Raw genomic sequence first — 24205 nt, forward strand, 5'->3', positions numbered from 1 at the left:
TTACTGCTTATCTTCATCCCAATTACCAATGTCATCTTCGGTGGCTGGTTCGCCATCTGGACCCATCGAAAAGATATCAAATTTACCTATTTCTCCAGGGCTGATTAATTGATAATTATTACCCCATGGATCTTCCGGTAACTTGCTAATAAAGCCACCATCAGGAAAACGCTTTGGAATGGGCTCAATACTGGTTTTAGTAACTAATGCCTCTAAACCTTGCTCTGTACTTGGGTAGCTTTTATTTTTAAGCTTGTACAAACTCATAGCATCTTCTAACTGCTGAATATCTAAATGCGCTTTATCAATAGCCGCTTCTTCTTGCTGGCCCATAATATTAGGTGCCACAATCGACATGATCATCCCGATGATAACCAGTACCACCATGACTTCTAATAAAGAAAAACCTGATTGTTTATTCACGTTATTACCTCGTTATTCTAAAAACACTAAGCAAAAATGATTTGTTTAAATCATTAATATAAAAAATACTTAAAGACCTACGGCCTTGTTCATTGCCATAATTGGCTGCAAAATTGCCATTACTATGAAAAGCACAATCACTGCCATAGAGGCAATCATTGCCGGTTCCAATAATTTTAATGACACATTAACCATACTTTCAAACTCGCGATCTTGATTGTTAGCAGCACGCTCTAACATTTGCTCAAGTTCACCGGACTTTTCACCACTGGCTATCATATGTAGCATCATTGGTGGAAACAACTTAGTTTGCTGTAGTGAAGCACGAAGACTCGCCCCTTCACTGACTCTTTCTGCGGCATCTGCCACTGCTTGCTTTATTTTTTCGTTAACCAACACCCCACCTGAAATACGCATTCCTTCAAGTAGCGGCACTGAGCTTGACGATAAAATACTTAATGTACGGGCAAAGCGCGCCGTGTTAATACCTCTAGCAACCTTACCTATGCCTGGCATATGTAATACTTTTGCATCCCACCAAAACCGTACTTTAGGTTTTTTAAGTGCGTATTTAATTCCAATAGCAATCGCCGTGATCGCTAATAAACTAACAAACCAATAATTTTGTACAAAATGACTACCCGCCATGACCCATTCGGTTGTCCAAGGTAATACTTGTTTGGTTTTTTCAAACGTTTTTAGTATTTTAGGCACCACAGTACCTAATAATACTGAAACAATACCAATAGCGAACACGACCAAAATAATGGGATACACCATCGCTTGCGTAATTTGGCTACGCATGTGTTGGCGTTGCTCGGTGTAATCAGCCAATCTGTTAAGTACTTGATCTAAGTGACCTGACTTTTCACCTGCGGCCACCATTGCACGGTATAAATCGTCAAATACATGCGGAAATTCACTCATCCCATCAGCAAGCGTATACCCTTCCACCACTTTAGAGCGCACAGACATTAACATACGTTTTAGCCGTGGTTTTTCACACTGCTCAGCAACCGCCATCACGGCACCCTCAACGGGTAAGGCTGACTGAATTAGGGTCGCAAGTTGACGTGTAATCAAAGCAAGATCTGACGTTGATATTGTCGGCTTAAATAAAGAGCCTAATAATGGCGCTTTTTGACCTCGAACTTGTTTATCATCTTGAGCAGCTGGCACCACCTCGAGGGGGGTTAGCTTTTGATCGCGTAAAAGTTGGCGAACTTGCTTTGCTGTATCCGCTTCTAAAATTCCTTTTTTTTCTTTTCCCCGGCCATCTAATGCACGGTATTCAAACGCCGCCATTGTTAGCCTTCCTCACGGGTTACGCGTAATACTTCTTCAAGCGTTGTTTTACCCGCAAGTACGCGGCTGCAGCCATCTTGACGAATACTTGGGCTGCGTTTACGAATATATTTCTCTACGCTTTGCTCACCTTTACCGCTGTGGATCATTTCACGAATAGTTTCATCAACGACTAATAATTCGTGAATACCTGTACGACCACGATAACCGTTAAAGTTACACTCTTCACACCCTACCGCGCGGTAAATCGTCGGAGCATTATCAAACGGTACGCCGAGTAATTCACATTCACGCTCATCTGCAATATGCCCTTCTTTACAGCTATTGCATAAGGTACGTACTAAGCGCTGTGACAATACGCCGAGTAATGATGACGATAATAAGAATGGCTCAACACCCATATCTTCCATACGGGTAATTGCACCTGAGGCGGTATTGGTATGCAATGTAGACATAACTAAGTGACCAGTCAGCGATGCTTGTACACCAATTTGAGCGGTTTCTAAGTCACGTATTTCACCAACCATAACCACATCAGGATCTTGACGTAAAATAGCGCGTAGGCCACGGGCAAAAGTCATATCAACCTTGGTATTAACCTGTGTTTGGCCAATACCTGGGATTTCATACTCAATGGGATCTTCAACCGTTAAAATATTGCGATCCCGCGAGTTAATTTGGCTCATACCGGCATATAAAGTAGTACTTTTACCAGAGCCTGTAGGGCCTGTAACTAAGATTATACCGTGAGGCTTACTAATTAAATCAGCAAATAGCTCTCGGTTTTTCGCGGTCATGCCTAAATCTTCAAGGTTTAAACGCGCATTGTTTTTATCAAGCAAACGCAATACGACTCGCTCACCAAAGCTCGATGGCATAGTCGATACACGCACATCTACTGCACGCCCTGCAATACGTAAACTAATACGGCCATCTTGCGGTATACGTTTTTCTGCAATATCGAGTTTGGCCATTACTTTAATACGCGATACCAGCAAAGAGGCTAATTTACGATTAGGTTTTAAAACTTCTTTGAGTACGCCATCCACTCGAAAACGAATAACCAGTTCTTGTTCAAACGTTTCAATGTGGATATCAGATGCGCCTTCCTTAATGGCCTCACTCAACATGGCATTAATGAGTTTGATAATAGGCGCGTCGTCATCACCAGCAAGTAAATCTTCAGTTTGAGGAAGCTCATCAGCCAGCGAGAATAAATCAACCTCGTTACCAATGTCTTCCATCATTTGCTGAGTTTCTGAGCTGTCACGTTGATACGATGCTTCTAGTAATAACTCAAATTTATCATCTTCTAGTTGCTCAAGTGTGAAGCCATGTCCTGCAATGCGGCGCACTTCTAGCAATACATCAATATCCAACTCGCCACGGTAGTAAACAACTCGGTTATCCTTATGTTTACTAAGTAACGCACCCACCCGCCTTGCATATGAAAACGGCAAACGCTTTGCAGGCAGCTCAATTAAATCCTCTTGTTCAAGCATTTCATCGTTGTTATGTGCAGCTGGATGAACAACGTCTTGATTAATATCTTCTATCGCATTAGTCATTGTTACGCTCTTGTGCATTTTGTTTGCGTAAATGCTCTTCGTACGTAGGTGGTAACACTAATTCGTCATTCCACTCAGGTAAAATAGGCGTATCAGACATTGGCATTAAGTTAATGCCATCTTCACGCTTTTTAAATTGCTCACCGCGAATAAAGTTATATTTACTAAAGCTGAGCTTATTCATACTAATGCCATCGCGAATAATGGTCGGTCTAATAAACACGATTAGATTACGTTTTCGCTTTGTTGTATTAGTTGACTTAAACAAGTGGCCTAAAATAGGAATGTCGCCTAATAGTGGCACTTTTGAAACGCTCTCTTGTACATCTTCATCAATCAAGCCACCCAATACCACCATACCGCCATCATCGGCCATTACAGTAGTTTTAATTGCGCGCTTGTTCACCGAAATATCGACTGCTGTTGCGCCACTAACACTTGAAACTTCTTGCTCTATGGTCAACTGCACCGCTGAACCATCATTAATTTGAGGGGTTACTTTAAGTTTAATACCCACCTCTTGACGCTCAACCGTTTGAAATGGATTTTCGTTGTTACTACCTGTTTGCGAACCAGTAATGATTGGCACTTCTTGACCAACTAAAATAGATGCTTCTTCGTTATCCATTGTAGTAATAGATGGAGTCGCTAGAATATTCGAATTAGTGTCGGTTGAAACAGCTTGAACAATTGCGCCCCAGTCATTTTTAATTACCCCCATGGCTAAGCCATTAATACCACCGAGTAATGATGCTAGTGGGCCGTAGTCACCTTCAGTTGTTTCATCATATTTGGTGACAGTACCTGATTCAGTACCAATGATATTTTTAGTTACCGTTTTATCACGGGCTTGTTCTGCCGCTACGGCTAACGAACCAACAGGTACTGTTGTACCATTATTAAATTGTAGCATCCCACCTTGCTCTGAAATCCATTGCAGGCCAAAGTTAACGCCATCACCTTCCATGACTTCAATAATAATGGCTTCTACTAATACTTGTGCGCGGCGAATATCTAAACGCTCAATAACCGATTCAAGTGAACGCATCGTATCTGGCTGAGCGGTAATGACGAGTGAGTTAGAATCAGGATGTGCTTCAATACTCGTGTCGTTTCTATTACTACTACGCGCATTGTTGGTTGCTCCGCCTTTTGAATCCTCTGCCAGCGATTTACTCACACCTTGAAGTACTTTGACTAAATCTTCTGCCTTTGCGTAGTTTAGGTAAAATACTTTGGTATTACCTTGGCTTTCAAGTTCGCCGTCGAGACGTTTAATAAGATCAATGGCGCGGGTACGAGCTTGACCTTCACCACTCACAATCACGCTATTAGTTCGGCCATCAGCCACAACTTTAGGAATTAAAAACTCAGGAACGCTGCCCTTGCCACTGTCTTTATAAATATTATCAACTACCGATACCACATCATCAGCTGTTGCATATTTAAGTTTTACAATATCAACGCGCTTATCACCCGCTTGGTCAACAGAGCGAATAATTTCTACCAAACGATTAACAGAGGCTGCGTGTCCTGTTAGCATCATCACGTTAGCGGCATTAAAGTTAGCAACATGACCGCCATCTTTTTGGTCACTAAACTGGCGAACCAAAGGGCCTAACTCTTGTACGCTGACATTTTTAACTCGTACAACCCGAGTGATCATCATATCGCCAGCTGCATCGCTGTCCGTTGTAATTAACGGTACATTGGATTTTTTAGCATCTGAACTTTTTTCTATTTTTATAATGTTGTTATCCATTTCAACAGCTGAATAGCCGTAAACTTCTAATACATTTAAAAAGAATTGATAATAAAGTGCCTCATCCATTAACTCATAACTGCGCACATTAACTTTGCCACGCACGTTAGGATCAATAATGATGGTTTTATTAAGGTTTTTGCCCACAATATTAATAAACTCATTAATATCTGTGCCCTTAAAGTTAGCAGCATATTCAACAGCAGCAACCGACATAGAAAGACTTGCCGCTAAAAAAAGTGCCGCATACTTAGCTAACCCTTTTTTAATTTTTTTGAGGTGTAGCACCTGAACCATTATGTTAAAACTCCAAAGCTAAGTTATTGCAGACTAAAAAGCACATCGATTTGCTCACCATCACGCTCTATGGTGATAGTTGCATCGGTACTATTTCGCAGCTCATTCATTGCTGCCATAGCCTGTTTTAAATCAGTTAATTGATAGCCGTTAATTGCCACGGCCAAATCGTTATTTTGTAATCCCATTTGTTTAAATAATTCAGGCTCTTTACCTGGACTCAAACGGTAACCTATAAGTTCCCCATCATTCATAGCTTGGGCAACACGTATGTAATCAAATAATTTACCAGGCTCTTCTAAAAGCTCTTCGCGGGTTTCTATTAATGCTTCTTTTACTTCAAGGTTGGCAGTCGCATCTATCTGCTCTTCACTTTGCGATGAAGGTGCTAACGGCCCCATCTCAGGCTCATCTCGCGCGGCTAGTACCGGCATAGACACCGTTTTGGTAAAGTCGAGCCCATCAAGCATTAAGGTTTCAAAGCGGCCGCTTACATCTAAAATGACACGGTCTGGGAGTATTTGCGATACCTTTGCACGTGTACCTTGAATAACATCTTCAACTAAGTAACTCGCCTGGCGACCTTGCGATTCAATAATGGCCATCCCCGCTTTATCATCATTACTCACAGCAACAATACCGGTTAAATTTATACTTAAGCGCGTTTCAGGGGCATTATTAATAACTTTGGCTTGGGGGGCAGTATTGGTGTTTTTTGTTACATTTACTTTACCAAATAAAAATTGCCCAATAATCGAATCGACAGACTGGTTATTGCCGCCCGTGACTTGACTAGAGTAGCTACTGGGAGCAAGAGGAGTTGTTACTGGGTGCGGCCATAAAAGCCAAACGAGCTTTGATGACAAAAATGCAATATAAACAATAACTAAAACCATAACTAACACGCTTAATTTAGCGTGTGGCAAACGGTTTAATAGCAGTTTAAATTGTTGAACGTGCTGTTCCATAAGTAGTGTTCTTATTTTAATTTATAGCGAAATCACCCAGCCATAGTACCTTTTCATTTTTCATTCAACAAGCACGCTAATATTAAACTTTGTAAACAGATTAATTTATCTTCCTCATTAGTTACAGAATCAAGCTATAACTTCATGGCATACCTATTTCATGGTAATTTAGCTAATAACCGAATTTACTAGAGATGTTCCATGACAAAGAAAGCTAAACTCAACGACAACTCAGAAAACTCGAGCGAACTTAAAGTCAGGTTAGATAAATGGTTATGGGCTGCTCGATTTTATAAGACGCGAGCAATAGCACGCGAAATGGTACAAGGCGGCAAAGTACATTATAATGGTCAACGTAGTAAGGCCAGCAAAATTGTAGAAATTGGCGCAGTTATAAAGCTAGCCCAAGGCGTTGATGAAAAAACTGTCACAGTATTAAATATACTTGAAAAGCGCCAAAGCGCCCCCATTGCACAGACCTTGTATCAAGAATCTGATGCAAGTATTGCTAAGCGTGAAGAAAATACTATCGCACGCAAAAATAACAGCTTCTTTGCACCTCATCCGGTTAAAAAGCCTGATAAAAAGCAAAGACGCGAACTTTTAAAAATGAAATCAAGTTAGGTATAGCCGCTCATGCAACAAGATTTACTTCATCGCTATTTATTCGACAATCTCGATGTTCGTGGCGAACTCGTACAAATAGACAACGCTTACAATGAAATGATTGCTAAACACAATTACCCAGAGCCCGTTAAAGCATTACTAGGTGAGCTGCTTGTTGCAACCTGTTTATTAACAGCAACATTAAAGTTTGAAGGCGAAATTGCCGTTCAACTACAAGGTGATGGGCCGGTAAAATATGCCGTTATTAACGGTGACGACCAACAAAATATGCGTGGCATAGCACGACTTCAAAGTGAAGTGACAGGGTCAACAGTTAGAGAGCTTATAGGCCAAGGTTACATGGTTATCACTATTACTCCGACGCAAGGGGAGCGTTACCAAGGTATAGTGCCTTTAGAGCATGATACCTTAAGTGAATGTATAGAAAGCTATTTTGAGCAATCTGAACAATTAAAAACGCGCCTTTGGTTTGCAACCGACACCACAGAGGGAAGCGCCAAAGCATGTGGGCTATTTTTACAAGTGCTACCTGTTGATAAACAAAAGTCGATTGAAGATTTTGCTCACTTAGAAGCACTCAGCAATACCATTAAAGATGAAGAGCTATTAGAGCTCGATGCCAATACTATTTTAACGCGTCTTTATCATGAAGATAATCCGCGAGTATTTGATCCTCAACCAATTCAATTTAAATGTGGCTGTAACCGCGAAAAAACGATGACGGCTTTAGTTAATGTTGGCCAACAAGCGCTTTTGGACGATGTTGAAAAAAATGGTGAGATTAAAATTAGCTGCCATTACTGTTTAAAAGATTATGTGTTTAACGAGCAAGATATAAAAAGTATATTTAACTAATCTACTTTTATAAAACACAGCACAAAATAGCCATAATTTTTTATGGCTTTTTTGTGCCTAAAAAATGACACCGGTATCACAAGCTGAGCATTTTTCATGACACCGGTATCATTGAAATTATTCATGTTTTTTCCTTAATTTATATGTTTTTACGGCGTTTATAAGCTCGAATATCCTTAATCCATCTGTTACTATAATTGCAGCTTAAAGGTTACTAAGACCCAGAGCTATCCCGTTCAATCTCACACAATTTAGGTATAAACATGACTTCAAGCGCTACCCGTTTTGTCGATCTAACTGCAGCTGAACTTGTCGAACACGCTATCAGCCGTGGCGAAGGGACTTTAGCCGCCAATGGTGCTTTTGTAGCTAACACTGGTCGTCGTACCGGTCGTTCTCCAAAAGATCGTTTTATTGTTCAAGAATCAAGTACTGAAAATGAAATCCAATGGGGTAATGTAAATCGCCCATTCGATGCAGATAAGTTTGACGCGTTATGGGCACGTGTAGAAGCACATGTGCAAAGCAATGACCACTTTATCTCTCACCTTGAAGTTGGCGCTGATCCAGAGCACTATCTTCCAGTGGTTGTAACAACAGAAACTGCTTGGCACCATATCTTCGCTAAAAACATGTTCATCCAACCAGAATCATACAACAAAGCAGACTTCCCTCAGTGGCAAGTAATGAATGTACCTTCGTTTGTATGTGATCCAGAACGCGATGGTACCAATAGCGATGGCACAGTTATTATTAACTTTGCACAACGTAAGGTGTTACTTGCTGGCATGCGCTACGCGGGTGAAATGAAAAAATCGATGTTCTCTGTGCAAAACTTCCTACTACCAGCGAAAGGTGTATTACCAATGCACTGTTCTGCTAACGTAGGCGAAGCAGGCGATACTGCGTTATTCTTTGGTTTATCTGGTACAGGTAAAACAACGTTATCAGCCGATCCAACTCGCTTCTTAATCGGTGATGACGAGCACGGCTGGGCACCAGGTAGTGTATTTAATATCGAAGGTGGTTGTTACGCTAAATGTATCGACCTTTCTCAGAAAAACGAACCTGTTATCTGGGACGCTATTCGATTCGGTACAATTTTAGAAAATGTCGTACTTGATGAAAATCGCGTTCCTGATTTTAATGATACCAGCCTAACTCAAAATAGCCGTGCAGCTTATCCACTGGAGCATGTTGAAAAACGCAAAGTTGAAAACCGTGCAGGCGAGCCTAAAGCGGTTGTATTCTTAACATGTGATGTAAGTGGTGTCCTTCCTCCAGTATCTGTACTAACCGAAGAAGCTGCAGCATTCCACTTCTTAAGTGGTTACACTGCAAAAGTAGGCTCTACAGAAATTGGCTCTACCAGTGATATCGAATCTACATTTTCAACCTGTTTTGGCGCACCTTTCTTCCCACGTCCTGCAGGTGTCTACGCAGAACTTCTAATGAAGCGTGTACGCGAGTTCGGCGCTAAAGTTTACCTAGTTAATACAGGCTGGACAGGGGGTCCGTACGGTATTGGTAAGCGTTTCGATATTCCAACAACACGTGCTGTTGTTGACGCAATCGTATCTGGAAAATTAGCTGGTGTTGAAACTCAACACATTGACGTGCTAAATCTAGACGTACCAGTTGCAGTACCAGGCGTTGATAGCAAGCTGCTTAACCCAATTAACACATGGGAAGACAAAGCAAAGTATGCTGAATATGCAGCTAAACTAGCCGCTGATTTCACAGAAAACTTCGCAAAATACGACGTATCTGAAGAAATTAAAAATGCAGGCCCTAAGGTTTAATAATTACCTTTAACCTCATAATTGAAACGCCAACCTTGAGTTGGCGTTTTTGATCCTACTTGGTTTATTCCACAAATATCATTTCTTTAATATATTCTGCAAAATCATCTAATAGCTAAAATAAAGACCATAGTCACTTTTCAGCCCAACTTAAATGAGTTTTTCTATATGCATACAGCGATCTTATAAGGCCTTAAAAAAGCTGTAGCTGATTCGTTTAAACATTATATATTTAGGCTAGCAATATATGCGTACATTAGACTTGATAGCGATGTGAAGTACACGCTTCCCCTTCTATATTCAAGGTCACACACGACTATGACTTCACCAACAAAGTAGATTAGTATTGTACACAGTCCTAAGTAATCACGTTGGGCTTAATCGCTGAACTCCCTTAGCATTTTACTCACCACAGGCCTTTAGTGTGTCATTCCTGCGTACGTAAAAAGCCCGACGATTGCTGATCGGGCTTTCTAAATTTGGAGCCATGGTGTGCTACTTCGTAGCAACAACACAATAGAATATCGTGGTGTCAGCTCTGATCAACTCTCTTCCTTTAACCTATTACCTTTTACCTTGACCTGCATTTTCACTTTCCTACAGACGTAAAAAAGCCCGACGATTGCTAGACGGGCTTTCTCAATTTGGAGCCTGGTAATGTCGTAGTGCCCACAGCGGTAGAGTATGTATTAGGCTCTAAGGTGCTCGTCGCATTCTTTTACCCATAGCTTTCGAGATACTCAACCCACGCTACAAAGTACAGGTTGACACTGTGCAACTGATAGCTGATAGCTGACGGCTGACGGCTGATAGCTAATATTTTTACTTTCCTGCAGACGTAAAAAAGCCCGACTATTTCTAGTCGGGCTTTCTTTAATTTGGAGCCTGGTAATGTCCTACTTTCACATAGCAAATGCTACACTATCATCGGCGCTGTTTCGTTTCACTACTGAGTTCGGCATGGGGTCAGGTGGGTCCAAAACGCTATTGTCACCAAGCAAATTTGGTGTAAGTTCGATTTAATCGAGCTTACTAAAATTTGGAATTCTGATAATAAAAGTCTTCAAGTATCTACTTTAGTCTATTAACTTCTTGCTTAAACTGTCGCATAAAACGCGTTTGGCGTTGTATGGTTAAGCCTCACGGGTAATTAGTACAAGTTAGCTTAATGGCTCACACCACTTCCACATCTTGCCTATCAACGTTGTAGTCTTCAACGGCCCTTCAGAGACTTTAAAAGTCTAGTGAGAACTCATCTCGAGGCCTGCTTCGCGCTTAGATGCTTTCAGCGCTTATCAGTTCCGAACGTAGCTACCGGGCAATGCCATTGGCATGACAACCCGAACACCAGCGGTTCGTTCACTCCGGTCCTCTCGTACTAGGAGCAACCCCTCTCAATTCTCAAACGCCCACGGCAGATAGGGACCGAACTGTCTCACGACGTTCTAAACCCAGCTCGCGTACCACTTTAAATGGCGAACAGCCATACCCTTGGGACCGACTTCAGCCCCAGGATGTGATGAGCCGACATCGAGGTGCCAAACACCGCCGTCGATATGAACTCTTGGGCGGTATCAGCCTGTTATCCCCGGAGTACCTTTTATCCGTTGAGCGATGGCCCTTCCATTCAGAACCACCGGATCACTATGACCTACTTTCGTACCTGCTCGACGTGTCTGTCTCGCAGTTAAGCTGGCTTCTACCATTACACTAACCGTACGATGTCCGACCGTACTTAGCCAACCTTCGTGCTCCTCCGTTACTCTTTGGGAGGAGACCGCCCCAGTCAAACTACCCACCAGGCACTGTCCGTAACCCCGATTCAGGGGCCAACGTTAGAACATCAAAACTACAAGGGTGGTATTTCAAGGACGACTCCACAAAAACTAGCGTCTCTGCTTCTAAGTCTCCCACCTATCCTACACATGTAGGTTCAATGTTCAGTGCCAAGCTGTAGTAAAGGTTCACGGGGTCTTTCCGTCTAGCCGCGGGTACACAGCATCTTCACTGCGATTTCAATTTCACTGAGTCTCGGGTGGAGACAGCGTGGCCATGGTTACACCATTCGTGCAGGTCGGAACTTACCCGACAAGGAATTTCGCTACCTTAGGACCGTTATAGTTACGGCCGCCGTTTACCGGGGCTTCGATCAAGAGCTTCTCCGAAGATAACCCCATCAATTAACCTTCCGGCACCGGGCAGGTGTCACACCGTATACGTCATCTTGCGATTTTGCACAGTGCTGTGTTTTTAATAAACAGTCCCAGCCACCTGGTCACTGCGGCTCCAATCAGCTTAAAGAGCAAGTCTCATCACCAATCGGAGCGTACCTTCTCCCGAAGTTACGGTACGATTTTGCCTAGTTCCTTCACCCGAGTTCTCTCAAGCGCCTTAGTATTCTCTACCTGACCACCTGTGTCGGTTTGGGGTACGATTCGGTATAATCTGAAGCTTAGAGGCTTTTCCTGGAAGTATGGCATCAGCAACTTCATCACCTTGGTGACTCGTCTCGTGTCTCAGCCTAACAGCAACCCGGATTTACCTAAGTCGCTAGCCTACACACTTTCACATGGACTACCATCGCCATGCTTGCTTAGCCTGCTCCGTCCCCCCATCGCAATTATACCAAGTACGGAAATATTAATCCGTTTCCCATCGACTACGCCTTTCGGCCTCGCCTTAGGGGTCGACTTACCCTACCCTGATTAACATGGGATAGGAACCCTTGGTCTTCCGGCGTGCGGGTTTTTCACCCGCATTATCGTTACTCATGTCAGCATTCGCACTTCTGATACGTCCAGCATACCTCCCGGTACACCTTCAACCGCTTACAGAACGCTCCCCTACCACTCAAAATAAATTTTGAATCCGCAGCTTCGGTGCATAGTTTAGCCCCGTTACATCTTCCGCGCAGACCGACTCGACCAGTGAGCTATTACGCTTTCTTTAAAGGATGGCTGCTTCTAAGCCAACCTCCTGGCTGTCTGGGCCTTTCCACATCGTTTCCCACTTAACTATGACTTTGGGACCTTAGCTGGCGGTCTGGGTTGTTTCCCTCTTCACGACGGACGTTAGCACCCGCCGTGTGTCTCCCGGATATTACTTTACGGTATTCGGAGTTTGCAAAGGGTTGGTAAGTCGGGATGACCCCCTAGCCTTAACAGTGCTCTACCCCCGTAAGTATTCGTCCGAGGCTCTACCTAAATAGATTTCGGGGAGAACCAGCTATCTCCCGGTTTGATTAGCCTTTCACTCCTAACCACAGGTCATCCCCTAACTTTTCAACGTTAGTGGGTTCGGTCCTCCAGTTGATGTTACTCAACCTTCAACCTGCCCATGGCTAGATCACCGGGTTTCGGGTCTATACCTTGCAACTATTCGCCCAGTTAAGACTCGGTTTCCCTACGGCTACCCTAATCGGTTAACCTCGCTACAAAATATAAGTCGCTGACCCATTATACAAAAGGTACGCAGTCACCCAACAAGTGGGCTCCTACTGCTTGTACGTACACGGTTTCAGGTTCTATTTCACTCCCCTCACAGGGGTTCTTTTCGCCTTTCCCTCACGGTACTGGTTCACTATCGGTCAGTTGGGAGTATTTAGCCTTAGATGATGGTCCACCTATATTCAGTCAAAGTTTCACGTGCTCCGACCTACTCGATTTCACTTAAAATGCGTTTTCATGTACGGGACTATCACCCTGTATCGTGGCACTTTCCAGAGCCTTCCATTAACACATAATAAGCTTAAGGGCTGTTCCGATTTCGCTCGCCGCTACTATCGGAATCTCGGTTGATTTCTTTTCCTACGGGTACTTAGATGTTTCAGTTCTCCGCGTTCGCCTCGTTAACCTATGTATTCAGTTAACGATACCTGCAAGCAGGTGGGTTTCCCCATTCGGAAATCCTAGTCTCAAGTGCTTTTTACTAGCTTGACTAGGCTTATCGCAAGTTAATACGTCCTTCATCGCCTCCAACTGCCAAGGCATCCACCGTGTACGCTTAGTCACTTAACCATACAACCCAAACGGGTCTTTGTTTTGTGACAGTTTAACTTCGCCAGAAGTTAATATTGAATACTAAAGTAGATACCAATCAACAAACGAAACGTTCATTAAATGGCACTGAATGATACTGCTATCATTCTTTTTTACTTTTGAAAACTCTGTACAAATACACTGTATTCATACGAATTTTATTATCAGCTTTTCCAAATTTTTAAAGAGCATATTAATTAGTCAACTCAAAGAGCAAACTAACTAACAATCATCTGTGTGGACACTACGAACAAATAAGTTCTAAATCGTATAAGGAGGTGATCCAGCCCCAGGTTCCCCTAGGGCTACCTTGTTACGACTTCACCCCAGTCATGAATCACTCCGTGGTAAACGTCCTCCCGAGGGTTAGACTATCTACTTCTGGAGCAACCCACTCCCATGGTGTGACGGGCGGTGTGTACAAGGCCCGGGAACGTATTCACCGCGTCATTCTGATACGCGATTACTAGCGATTCCGACTTCATGGAGTCGAGTTGCAGACTCCAATCCGGACTACGACGCACTTTAAGTGATTCGCTTACTCTCGCGAGTTCGCAGCACTCTGTATGCGCCATTGTAGCACGTGTGTAGCCCTACACGTAAGGGCCATGATGACTTGACGTCGTCCCCACCTTCCTCCGGTTTATCACCGGCAGTCTCCTTAGAGTTCTCAGCATTACCTGCTAGCAACTAAGGATAGGGGTTGCGCTCGTTGCGGGACTTAACCCAACATCTCACAACACGAGCTGACGACAGCCATGCAGCACCTGTATCAGAGTTCCCGAAGGCACCAAACTATCTCTAGTAAGTTCTCTGTATGTCAAGTGTAGGTAAGGTTCTTCGCGTTGCATCGAATTAAACCACATGCTCCACCGCTTGTGCGGGCCCCCGTCAATTCATTTGAGTTTTAACCTTGCGGCCGTACTCCCCAGGCGGTCTACTTAATGCGTTAGCTTTGAAAAACAGAACCGAGGTTCCGAGCTTCTAGTAGACATCGTTTACGGCGTGGACTACCAGGGTATCTAATCCTGTTTGCTCCCCACGCTTTCGTACATGAGCGTCAGTGTTGACCCAGGTGGCTGCCTTCGCCATCGGTATTCCTTCAGATCTCTACGCATTTCACCGCTACACCTGAAATTCTACCACCCTCTATCACACTCTAGTTTGCCAGTTCGAAATGCAGTTCCCAGGTTGAGCCCGGGGCTTTCACATCTCGCTTAACAAACCGCCTGCGTACGCTTTACGCCCAGTAATTCCGATTAACGCTCGCACCCTCCGTATTACCGCGGCTGCTGGCACGGAGTTAGCCGGTGCTTCTTCTGTCAGTAACGTCACAGCTAGCAGGTATTAACTACTAACCTTTCCTCCTGACTGAAAGTGCTTTACAACCCGAAGGCCTTCTTCACACACGCGGCATGGCTGCATCAGGCTTGCGCCCATTGTGCAATATTCCCCACTGCTGCCTCCCGTAGGAGTCTGGGCCGTGTCTCAGTCCCAGTGTGGCTGATCATCCTCTCAAACCAGCTAGGGATCGTCGCCTTGGTGAGCCATTACCTCACCAACTAGCTAATCCCACTTGGGCCAATCTAAAGGCGAGAGCCGAAGCCCCCTTTGGTCCGTAGACATTATGCGGTATTAGCAGTCGTTTCCAACTGTTGTCCCCCACCTCAAGGCATGTTCCCAAGCATTACTCACCCGTCCGCCGCTCGTCATCTTCTAGCAAGCTAGAAATGTTACCGCTCGACTTGCATGTGTTAGGCCTGCCGCCAGCGTTCAATCTGAGCCATGATCAAACTCTTCAATTAAAAAGTTTTATGTCTTTCGACAGCTCAATGAATTCTGAATTTATTTAATATCTTTCGATATTGAATTGACTGTGCTGAATAACTACCTAAGTAATTATTCTGTTGGTCACTCAGTTTCGATTGAGACTCTAAATTTGTTTGCCTCACTACCTAAGTAGCTTGGCTGTTAGAACTCAATCTGTACGAGTGCCCACACAGATGATTGCTTTATATTGTTAAAGAACGTTGCGATTAAAGCGTTTAACTTTATCTCGCTAGGGCTGCGCATATTACGCTTTCCTATTTTTTTGTCAACACTTAATTTCTCTAAACTTGAAAGTTTTCGAAACTAAGTTTTACTCGACTCACTGAGTAGCTCGTGCCTCGCTATGCGTTGCGCTCTGCCGTCTCAGTGGGGTCGCATTATAGGGAGATCCGAAAACAGATCAACCCTTTTTTGAAGAAAACTTGAAATAAATGACTGTTCGAACAAAATTACAACTAAACGCTTAAAAAGACAACTAAACTCAAGCATATTTAGCTTCAAATGAGGTTATAAGTTATTTTTTAATGATAACGTGTTGATGTTGATGTTGAAATCGCTTGCAAATAGCATCCGATTTCTTGCTATAACTATTTTAGCTAGTAGAACACTAAGGGCATTTGGCAAAAAACATAGCATATAGGTAAGGCTTTCTTTACTTATGTATTTACTGTTTCAACCTATGACGTTAATCACAACCTTAAGTTATATAATTAGCTTATTTTTACCAATCATAGCTAAATAGCATATATAGGTCAGGGGTAACATGAAGAAAGTATTTAAATAAGCGAACTATTTTTCTGTTAGTAGCAAATAGACTGCCTTTATTGATATGGGGCTGTTGTTTATTATTGATAAAAAAATTGGGGAGGACTTGTCGCGACCCTATTACCGTGTGATAAATTTTAGGTATTAAAAAGCCGAGCATAAGCTCGGCTTTTTGGTGTCTCTTTAAAGACTTACTCTGCAGACTGTGCGTCTTCTTGAACTTCTTCGCTCGCCGCTGGGCGACCAACTAGTTCAATATAAGCCATTGGTGCATTATCACCAGCACGGAAGCCACACTTAAGAATACGAGTGTAACCACCTGGACGGTCTGTATTACGAGGACCGATTTCGCTGAACAATTTACCAACTACTTCATTATCACGCGTGCGGGCAAATGCTAAACGGCGATTTGCTACGCTGTCAGTCTTAGCCAGTGTGATTAAAGGTTCAATTACACGGCGTAACTCTTTCGCTTTAGGCAAAGTAGTTTTGATGATTTCATGTTTCACCAAAGAACCTGCCATATTGCTGAACATCGCTTTACGATGGCTACTGTTACGGTTTAATTGACGACCACTCTTACGATGGCGCATGACCCTATCCTTCTAACTAAACTAATATAGTGATTTAGATTATTCAGCTAGGCTTGCAGGCGGCCAATTTTCTAGGCGCATACCTAGAGAAAGACCACGTGAAGCTAGCACGTCTTTTATTTCAGTTAGAGACTTCTTACCTAAATTAGGCGTTTTAAGAAGCTCAACTTCAGTGCGCTGAACTAAATCACCGATATATTGAATTTGCTCGGCTTTCAAACAGTTTGCTGAACGTACTGTTAGTTCAAGATCATCAACTGGACGAAGTAGAATAGGATCGAATTCTGGCTTCTCTTCTTTCTCTTCTGGCTCAGTTACATCGCGTAAATCTACGAATGCATCTAGTTGCTCAGCTAAGATAGTAGACGCACGGCGGATCGCTTCTTCAGGATCTAAAGTGCCGTTTGTTTCCATATCAATGATTAACTTGTCTAAGTCTGTACGTTGCTCAACACGGGCTGATTCAACCGAGTACGCAATACGTTCAACTGGGCTGAATGATGCATCAAGCAGCAATCGACCAATTGGACGCTCATCGTCATCAGAGGATAAACGACTAGATGCCGGCACATAACCACGACCACGCTCAACACGAATACGCATGCTGATCTCGCTGTTATTTGTAGTTAAATTACAAATAACATGATCTGGGTTAGCAATTGTTACATCGCCATCGTGCTGAATATCTGCCGCAGTCACAGGGCCTACACCAGATTTAGTCAGGGTCAGAAAAACTTCATCTTTGCCTTCTAACGTTACCGCTAGACCTTTAAGGTTTAGTAGTATTTCAATGATGTCTTCTTGTACGCCTTCTTTCGCGCTGTACTCATGCAATACACCGTCGATTTCAACTTCAGTTACTGCACATCCAGGCATAGATGATAACAGTATACGGCGTAAGGCATTACCCAAAGTGTGACCAAAGCCACGCTCGAGTGGTTCTAAAACTACTTTAGAACGCGTTGGGTTTATAGCGTCGATATCGACTAACCTTGGTTTTAGAAATTCTGTAACAGAACCCTGCATTTTATCCTCTCTTAACTCTTAACTTTACTTAGAGTAAAGTTCGACGATTAGTTGTTCATTAATGTCCGCAGACAGATCTGAACGCTCAGGTAGGCGCTTGAAGCTACCTTCCAATTTCTTACCGTCAACTTCAACCCAAGTCGGCTTTTCACGTTGCTCAGCCAACTCTAGAGCAGCGATGATACGTGCTTGTGTCTTAGACTTCTCACGGATTACAACAGTATCTTCTGGAGTAATTACGTATGAAGGAATGTTCACAACACGACCATTAACTAGAATCGCTTTGTGGCTTACTAACTGACGTGCTTCAGCGCGTGTGCTAGCAAAACCCATGCGATATACAACATTGTCTAAACGTTGCTCTAAAAGCTGTAACAAGTTTTCACCTGTATTACCTTTAAGGCGAGCAGCTTCTTTGTAGTAGTTACGGAATTGCTTTTCTAATACACCGTAGATACGACGTACTTTTTGCTTTTCACGTAATTGTAAACCGTAATCAGATAAGCGTCCTTTACGAGCGCCGTGCTGACCAGGTGCAGTCTCAAGTTTACACTTAGAGTCGATAGCTCTTACGCCGCTCTTAAGGAACAGGTCAGTACCTTCACGACGACTCAGCTTGAGCTTAGGGCCCAAATATCTTGCCATGTTATTTCTCCTAACCTATTGTTAAACGCGACGTTTCTTCGGTGGACGACAACCATTGTGTGGTATTGGCGTCACGTCAGTAATGTTGGTGATACGGTAACCAGCAGCATTCAAAGCACGTACAGCAGATTCACGACCTGGACCTGGACCTTTGATGAAAACTTCTAGATTTTTTAAACCGTATTCTTGAGCAGCAGTACCTGCACGCTCTGCAGCAACCTGAGCAGCAAATGGAGTAGATTTACGTGAACCACGGAAACCTGAACCACCGGCAGTAGCCCATGATAGTGCATTACCTTGACGGTCGGTAATCGTTACAATAGTGTTGTTGAAAGACGCATGAACATGAGCCATACCATCAGCAACTTGCTTTTTAACCTTTTTACGACGAATTGGTGTCTTAGCCATTTTACTATCCCCTTATCGCTTAATAGGCTTACGAGGACCCTTACGGGTACGCGCGTTAGTCTTTGTTCTTTGACCACGAAGTGGTAAAGAGCGACGGTGACGTAGGCCACGGAAACAACCAAGGTCCATAAGGCGCTTGATATTCAAAGTAACTTCACGACGAAGGTCACCTTCTACAGTGTACTTGCCAACTGCTTCACGCAATACGTCAAGTGTTTCGTCTGAAAGTTCACCGATTTTTGTGGTCTCGGCGATACCAGTCGCTTCTAAGATAGCCTTAGAGCGAGTCTTACCTATGCCATAAATAGCTGTTAAACCAATAACTGCATGTTTATGATCAGGGACGTTAATGCCAGCGATACGGGCCACTAACACATCTCCTATATTTGAATTTGGTAATCATCTGTTTGAAAAGCCCGTAAGGATACTCAAACGAAGACCAAATCACAACTAAAAACACAGGCCGAGAAACCTCAGCCTGCACGACTGTTTACTTAGCCTTGCCTTTGCTTATGCTTAGGCTCACTGCAAATTACGCGTACTACACCAGCACGTTTAATAACTTTACAGTTACGGCATATTTTCTTAACGGAAGCACGTACTTTCATTGCTCAACTCCGTAAACTGACCTTATCGACCGTAGCCTTTAAGGTTCGCTTTTTTCAGCACAGAATCATACTGATGTGACATCAGATGCGTCTGTACTTGTGCCATAAAGTCCATGATTACTACAACGATAATCAAAATTGATGTACCGCCGAAATAGAATGGCGTTTGCCATGCCATAGTCATGAATTCGGGCACCAGACAGATAAAGGTTATATACAAAGCACCTGCCAATGTCAGGCGTGTCATCACTTTATCAATGTATTTAGATGTCTGCTCACCTGGACGAATACCTGGGATAAATGCGCCAGATTTTTTCAGGTTGTCTGCCGTTTCACGCGGGTTAAAAACCAACGCTGTGTAGAAAAAGCAGAAGAAGATGATAGCCGCAGCTAAAACCATTGCATACAAAGGCTGACCTGGAGTCAACGTTGTAGCAATTGCTTGTAGCACATCAGCAACCGGACCTTCACCCTGGCCGAACCAGCTTGCAATTGTACCAGGGAACAGAATTATACTGCTAGCGAAGATTGGTGGAATAACACCCGCCATATTTACTTTCAGAGGTAAATGCGTGCTTTGAGCAGCAAATACTTGACGACCTTGTTGACGTTTGGCGTAGTTAACAACGATACGTCGTTGTCCACGTTCAAAGAATACAACAAGATAAGTAACAGCGAATACTATAACCGCAACCATCAACAGTACAAAAACATTCAAATCACCTTGGCGCGCCATTTCGGCTGTCGAACCAATAGCAGACGGCAGGTTAGCTACAATACCAACAAATATTAGAACTGAGATACCGTTACCGATACCACGTTCTGTTATCTGTTCGCCCAACCACATAAGGAACATAGTACCGGTTACTAAACTCACCACTGCGGTGAAATAGAATCCCATACCTGGGTTAACAACTAACCCGTTCATCATGCCCGGTAAGCTTGTGGCAATACCGATTGATTGGATAGTAGCAAGCACAAGCGTGCCGTAGCGTGTGTACTGGCTTATCTTTTTACGCCCTTGCTCACCTTCTTTCTTAAGCTCTATAAACGGCGGATACATATGCGTTAATAGTTGCGTAATAATCGAAGCCGAGATATACGGCATGATACCCAGTGCTAACACTGAAGCTCGCTCAAGCGCACCACCGCTAAACATGTTGAACATCTCAACAATGGTGCCCTTTTGTTGCTCGAAGAAATCGGCAAGTACAGCGGCGTCAATCCCAGGGATCGGCACAAATGAACCTAGACGGTAAATTATGATAGCACCCAATACGAAGAGTAATCGGCGCTTCAATTCCGAAAGTCCACCTTGTGCACTTTGTGTATCTTGACCTGGTTTAGCCATTAGTACTTCCTTAGTCTTCTACCTTGCCTCCGGCAGCTTCGATAGCTTCGCGTGCACCTTTAGTAGCCTTAAGGCCTTTAACGGTAACAGCGCGTGAAACTTCGCCAGATTTAACAACTTTAACGAACTGAACGTTCTTTTTAACTAGACCAGCTGCTTGTAACGCGCTTAGGTCTACCACATCGCCTTCAACTTTAGCGATTTCGTATAGGTTAATTTCTGCAGATACTAATGATTTGCGAGAAGTGAAACCGAACTTAGGTAGACGACGTTGCATAGGCATTTGACCGCCTTCGAAACCAACGCGTACTTTACCGCCAGAACGTGATTTTTGACCTTTGTGACCACGGCCACCAGTCTTACCAAGACCAGAACCGATACCACGACCAACACGTTTTGGAGCAGTTTTTGAACCTGCAGCAGGTGAAAGTGTATTCAAATGCATCGAATTACCCCTCTACCTTAACCATGTAATAAACCTGGTTAATCATACCACGTACACATGCTGTGTCTTCTAACTCAACAGTGTGATTGATACGACGTAAACCAAGACCGCGTAATGTAGCTTTATGCTTCGGTAAACGACCGATAGAGCTTTTTACTTGTGTTACTTTTACAGTTTTATTAGCCATGGTTTACCCCAAAATCTCATCTACTCGAAGACCACGTTTTGCAGCGATCGACTGAGGAGAATTCATGTTCTCAAGAGCTGAGATCGTTGCACGTACAACGTTGATCGGGTTAGTAGAACCGTAACATTTAGAAAGTACGTTCTGCACACCAGTCACTTCAAGTACTGCACGCATAGCACCACCTGCAATGATACCAGTACCTTCAGATGCTGGTTTCATAAACACTTGTGAGCCAGCATGACGTCCTTTAACAGGATGCTGTAATGTGTTGCCATTTAGGTCTACGTTGATCATGTTACGACGTGCTTTTTCCATTGCTTTTTGAATAGCAGCTGGAACTTCACGTGCTTTACCATAACCGAAACCTACTTTACCTGCGCCATCACCAACTACAGTTAGTGCAGTAAAGCTAAAGATACGACCACCTTTAACTACTTTAGACACACGGTTCACCGCGATTAGCTTTTCAGCTAAATCAGGCTGTTGTTGCTTTGCTTCTACGTTAGCCATTGTCTACTCCTAGAATTGCAAACCGGCTTCACGCGCAGCATCAGCTAGCGCCTTCACACGGCCGTGATATTTAAAGCCACTGCGATCAAAAGCAATCTTTTCGATGCCTTTGTCAGCCGCACGTTCAGCAACCGCTTTACCAACTGCTTGTGCAGCTGCAACGTTGCCTGTGCCTTTAACTGTTTCGCTAATAGCTTTCTCAACAGTAGAAGCAGCAGCCAGTACATTACCCTCAGCGTTTACAACTTGAGCGTAAATGTGACGTGGCGTGCGGTGGATAACAAGACGCGTTGTGCCTTGTTCAATATAATTTCTACGAGTGCGTTTAGCACGACGTAGACGAGCTGTTTTTTTATCCATCGTCTTACCTTACTTCTTCTTAGCCTCTTTACGGCGTACATTCTCATCTGAATAACGAACACCTTTACCTTTATAAGGCTCAGGTTTACGGTATGCACGAATGTTAGCAGCTGTTTGACCAACTAACTGCTTATCTACGCCCTTAACTAGAACTTCTGTTTGGCTTGGAGTTTCAATCGTAATTCCTTCAGGAACTGCGAAATTAACTGGGTGCGAGAAACCAAGAGTTAAGTCTAAAACTTTGCCCTTAGCTGCAGCACGGTAACCAACACCTACTAACTGAAGTTTCTTCTCGTAACCTTCATGCGTACCAACAACCATGTTGTTGATTAGAGCGCGAGCAGTACCTGCTTGTGCCCATGCATTGGCTACGCCTTCACGAGGTAAAGTTGTAATAACGTTGTCGTTAACTTGTACTTCAACTGCATCGTTGATAGTACGAGTAAGTTCACCGTTTTTGCCTTTAACTGTGATTTCCTGGCCTTTTAATGTAACTTCTACACCGGCAGGAACGTTTATTGGTGCCTTTGCTATGCGAGACATAGTTCCCCTCCGATTAAGCTACAAAACCAATGATTTCACCACCAACGCCTGCACTACGTGCTGCGCGGTCTGTCATTAGGCCTTTAGAAGTTGATACGATAGCGATACCTAAACCACCCATTACCTTTGGTAATTCGTCACGTCTCTTATAGATACGTAGACCAGGGCGACTTACACGCTGGATATTTTCAATAACAGCTTTGCCTTCGAAGTACTTTAACTCGATAGAAAGCTCAGGTTTTACATCACCACTTACTGAGAAGTCTGCGATGTAACCTTCATTTTTTAATACATTAGCTACTGCTACTTTCAGTTTCGAATTAGGCATCGTTACAGATACTTTCTTCGCTGACTGACCGTTACGGATTCGTGTAAATAAATCCGCGATAGGATCTTGCAAGCTCATAGTCTTACTCCCATGATTCTATTACCAGCTAGCCTTTTTAAGGCCAGGAATTTCACCGCGCATAGCTGCTTCGCGAACTTTAATACGGCTCATGCCGAATTTGCGAAGGAAACCATGTGGGCGGCCCGTAATGTTACAACGATTACGTTGACGTGCAGGGCTAGAATCACGAGGTAAAGCTTGTAGCTTAAGTACCGCGTCCCAACGATCATCTTCAGATGTATTAACATCACTGATGATAGCTTTTAGTGCTGCACGCTTTTCAGCGTACTGAGCAACTAGTTTAGTGCGCTTTGCTTCGCGCGCTTTCATAGAATTCTTTGCCATAACCCTACCCTTATTTCTTGAATGGGAAGTTAAACGCTTCTAACAACGCACGGCCTTCCTCATCTGATTTCGCAGATGTAGTGATTGTGATATCCATACCGCGTACACGGTCTACTTTATCATAATCAATTTCTGGGAAGATGATTTGTTCACGTACGCCCATGCTGTAGTTACCGCGTCCATCAAAAGACTTAGCACTCACACCACGGAAGTCACGGATACGTGGGATAGCGATTGAAACCAAACGCTCAAAAAAGTCCCACATACGCTCGCCGCGTAGGGTTACTTTACAACCAATCGGGTAACCTTCACGCACTTTGAAGCCAGCAACAGATTTGCGTGCTTTAGTGATTAAAGGTTTCTGACCAGAGATAGCTTCTAGATCCGCAACAGCGTTATCTAAAATCTTCTTGTCAGCTAAGGCTTCGCCCACACCCATATTTAATGTGATCTTCTCGATCTGAGGGACTTGCATGACAGAGCTGAAACCAAACTTCTCTTGAAGTTCAGCAACTACTTTGTCTTTATATACTTCATGCAGTTTCGCCATCATTCTA

General features: G+C 43.5%; 24 protein-coding genes and 3 rRNA genes. 3 read left to right on the forward strand and 24 right to left on the reverse strand.

The genetic code is table 11. The annotated features are described in order from the left end of the window. The 5 genes from gspG to gspC all read right to left on the reverse strand — a co-directional run bounded on the left by gspG (position 1) and on the right by gspC (position 6323). Complete coding sequence (gene gspG / locus ABZP26_RS15180; protein ID WP_016900325.1) at positions 1-423, reverse strand: type II secretion system major pseudopilin GspG; 423 nt, start codon at positions 421-423, stop codon at positions 1-3. A 69-nt stretch (positions 424-492) separates the two neighbouring features. Continuing rightward, positions 493-1728 (reverse strand): type II secretion system inner membrane protein GspF, encoded by a 1236-nt coding sequence (gene gspF / locus ABZP26_RS15185; RefSeq protein WP_016900324.1) that lies wholly within the window; start codon positions 1726-1728, stop codon positions 493-495. A 2-nt stretch (positions 1729-1730) separates the two neighbouring features. Then, positions 1731-3296 (reverse strand): type II secretion system ATPase GspE, encoded by a 1566-nt coding sequence (gspE, locus tag ABZP26_RS15190; RefSeq protein WP_024601513.1) that lies wholly within the window; start codon positions 3294-3296, stop codon positions 1731-1733. Beyond that, positions 3289-5355, reverse strand: a complete 2067-nt coding sequence (gspD, locus tag ABZP26_RS15195; RefSeq protein ID WP_013464248.1) for a type II secretion system secretin GspD — start codon at positions 5353-5355, stop codon at positions 3289-3291. Before gspD ends, gspE begins: the two co-directional genes overlap by 8 nt. Before the next feature lie 23 nt (positions 5356-5378). Further along, the gene (gspC, locus tag ABZP26_RS15200; protein ID WP_013464247.1) at positions 5379-6323 is read right to left on the reverse strand and encodes a type II secretion system protein GspC; all 945 of its coding nucleotides are present in this window, start codon (positions 6321-6323) and stop codon (positions 5379-5381) included. Between the two features lie 201 nt (positions 6324-6524). On the opposite strand from gspC, the gene hslR reads away from it, so the two are divergent. Continuing rightward, positions 6525-6947 carry a ribosome-associated heat shock protein Hsp15 gene (gene hslR, locus ABZP26_RS15205; RefSeq protein WP_013464246.1) on the forward strand — a complete coding sequence of 141 codons (423 nt, stop codon included), beginning with the start codon at positions 6525-6527 and terminating at the stop codon, positions 6945-6947. A 12-nt stretch (positions 6948-6959) separates the two neighbouring features. Further along, a complete protein-coding gene (gene hslO, locus ABZP26_RS15210) occupies positions 6960-7805 on the forward strand; it encodes an Hsp33 family molecular chaperone HslO (RefSeq protein WP_013464245.1) in 846 nt (281 codons plus the stop codon). Here the strand turns inward: hslO and ABZP26_RS15215 are convergent. Beyond that, positions 7802-7930, reverse strand: a complete 129-nt coding sequence (locus tag ABZP26_RS15215) for a hypothetical protein (RefSeq protein ID WP_013464244.1) — start codon at positions 7928-7930, stop codon at positions 7802-7804. The two genes, hslO and ABZP26_RS15215, sit on opposite strands and share 4 nt — an antisense overlap. Positions 7931-8068: 138 nt before the next feature. Between ABZP26_RS15215 and ABZP26_RS15220 the strand changes: the two genes are divergently transcribed. Next, positions 8069-9607, forward strand: coding sequence for a phosphoenolpyruvate carboxykinase (locus ABZP26_RS15220; RefSeq protein ID WP_013464243.1), 1539 nt, complete (start codon positions 8069-8071; stop codon positions 9605-9607). Between the two features lie 883 nt (positions 9608-10490). Here the strand turns inward: ABZP26_RS15220 and rrf are convergent. The 18 genes from rrf to rplE form a co-directional block, all read right to left on the reverse strand. After that, positions 10491-10605: ribosomal RNA gene (gene rrf / locus ABZP26_RS15225) — 5S ribosomal RNA — on the reverse strand. Between the two features lie 131 nt (positions 10606-10736). Next, positions 10737-13623, reverse strand: a 23S ribosomal RNA gene (locus tag ABZP26_RS15230). Positions 13624-13915: 292 nt separating this feature from the next. Further along, a 16S ribosomal RNA gene (locus tag ABZP26_RS15235) occupies positions 13916-15449 on the reverse strand. The 16S, 23S and 5S rRNA genes sit together here, the layout of an rRNA operon. Positions 15450-16430: 981 nt before the next feature. Next, on the reverse strand, positions 16431-16832 hold the full coding sequence (gene rplQ, locus ABZP26_RS15240; RefSeq protein ID WP_013466072.1) for a 50S ribosomal protein L17: 402 nt from the start codon (positions 16830-16832) through the stop codon (positions 16431-16433). A 39-nt stretch (positions 16833-16871) separates the two neighbouring features. Continuing rightward, positions 16872-17858 (reverse strand): DNA-directed RNA polymerase subunit alpha, encoded by a 987-nt coding sequence (rpoA, locus tag ABZP26_RS15245; RefSeq protein WP_008115371.1) that lies wholly within the window; start codon positions 17856-17858, stop codon positions 16872-16874. 24 nt (positions 17859-17882) lie between these two features. Then, on the reverse strand, positions 17883-18503 hold the full coding sequence (gene rpsD, locus ABZP26_RS15250; protein WP_002959461.1) for a 30S ribosomal protein S4: 621 nt from the start codon (positions 18501-18503) through the stop codon (positions 17883-17885). 21 nt (positions 18504-18524) lie between these two features. Then, positions 18525-18911 (reverse strand): 30S ribosomal protein S11, encoded by a 387-nt coding sequence (rpsK, locus tag ABZP26_RS15255; RefSeq protein WP_002959471.1) that lies wholly within the window; start codon positions 18909-18911, stop codon positions 18525-18527. A 12-nt stretch (positions 18912-18923) separates the two neighbouring features. After that, positions 18924-19280: a 30S ribosomal protein S13 gene (rpsM, locus tag ABZP26_RS15260; RefSeq protein ID WP_008115377.1), complete on the reverse strand. Its 357-nt coding sequence runs from the start codon at positions 19278-19280 to the stop codon at positions 18924-18926. 125 nt (positions 19281-19405) lie between these two features. Beyond that, complete coding sequence (gene rpmJ, locus ABZP26_RS15265; RefSeq protein WP_002959476.1) at positions 19406-19519, reverse strand: 50S ribosomal protein L36; 114 nt, start codon at positions 19517-19519, stop codon at positions 19406-19408. 22 nt (positions 19520-19541) lie between these two features. Next, positions 19542-20870 carry a preprotein translocase subunit SecY gene (secY, locus tag ABZP26_RS15270; RefSeq protein WP_008115380.1) on the reverse strand — a complete coding sequence of 443 codons (1329 nt, stop codon included), beginning with the start codon at positions 20868-20870 and terminating at the stop codon, positions 19542-19544. Positions 20871-20880: 10 nt separating this feature from the next. Next, entirely contained in the window at positions 20881-21315 is a 435-nt protein-coding gene (gene rplO, locus ABZP26_RS15275) for a 50S ribosomal protein L15 (RefSeq protein WP_013466073.1), read from the reverse strand. A 4-nt stretch (positions 21316-21319) separates the two neighbouring features. Beyond that, entirely contained in the window at positions 21320-21502 is a 183-nt protein-coding gene (gene rpmD / locus ABZP26_RS15280; RefSeq protein ID WP_008115384.1) for a 50S ribosomal protein L30, read from the reverse strand. A 3-nt stretch (positions 21503-21505) separates the two neighbouring features. Then, on the reverse strand, positions 21506-22012 hold the full coding sequence (gene rpsE, locus ABZP26_RS15285; protein WP_008115387.1) for a 30S ribosomal protein S5: 507 nt from the start codon (positions 22010-22012) through the stop codon (positions 21506-21508). A 9-nt stretch (positions 22013-22021) separates the two neighbouring features. Continuing rightward, on the reverse strand, positions 22022-22372 hold the full coding sequence (rplR, locus tag ABZP26_RS15290) for a 50S ribosomal protein L18 (RefSeq protein ID WP_008115388.1): 351 nt from the start codon (positions 22370-22372) through the stop codon (positions 22022-22024). A gap of 9 nt (positions 22373-22381) precedes the next feature. After that, positions 22382-22915 (reverse strand): 50S ribosomal protein L6, encoded by a 534-nt coding sequence (gene rplF / locus ABZP26_RS15295; RefSeq protein ID WP_006794247.1) that lies wholly within the window; start codon positions 22913-22915, stop codon positions 22382-22384. Between the two features lie 13 nt (positions 22916-22928). Then, entirely contained in the window at positions 22929-23321 is a 393-nt protein-coding gene (gene rpsH / locus ABZP26_RS15300) for a 30S ribosomal protein S8 (RefSeq protein ID WP_016899320.1), read from the reverse strand. A gap of 21 nt (positions 23322-23342) precedes the next feature. Continuing rightward, complete coding sequence (gene rpsN / locus ABZP26_RS15305; protein WP_006794245.1) at positions 23343-23648, reverse strand: 30S ribosomal protein S14; 306 nt, start codon at positions 23646-23648, stop codon at positions 23343-23345. A 10-nt stretch (positions 23649-23658) separates the two neighbouring features. Beyond that, the gene (gene rplE, locus ABZP26_RS15310; RefSeq protein WP_010392500.1) at positions 23659-24198 is read right to left on the reverse strand and encodes a 50S ribosomal protein L5; all 540 of its coding nucleotides are present in this window, start codon (positions 24196-24198) and stop codon (positions 23659-23661) included. Positions 24199-24205 lie beyond the last annotated feature (7 nt).

The organism is Pseudoalteromonas sp. SD03 (genome assembly GCF_040937955.1).
Taxonomy (GTDB): domain Bacteria; phylum Pseudomonadota; class Gammaproteobacteria; order Enterobacterales; family Alteromonadaceae; genus Pseudoalteromonas; species Pseudoalteromonas tetraodonis.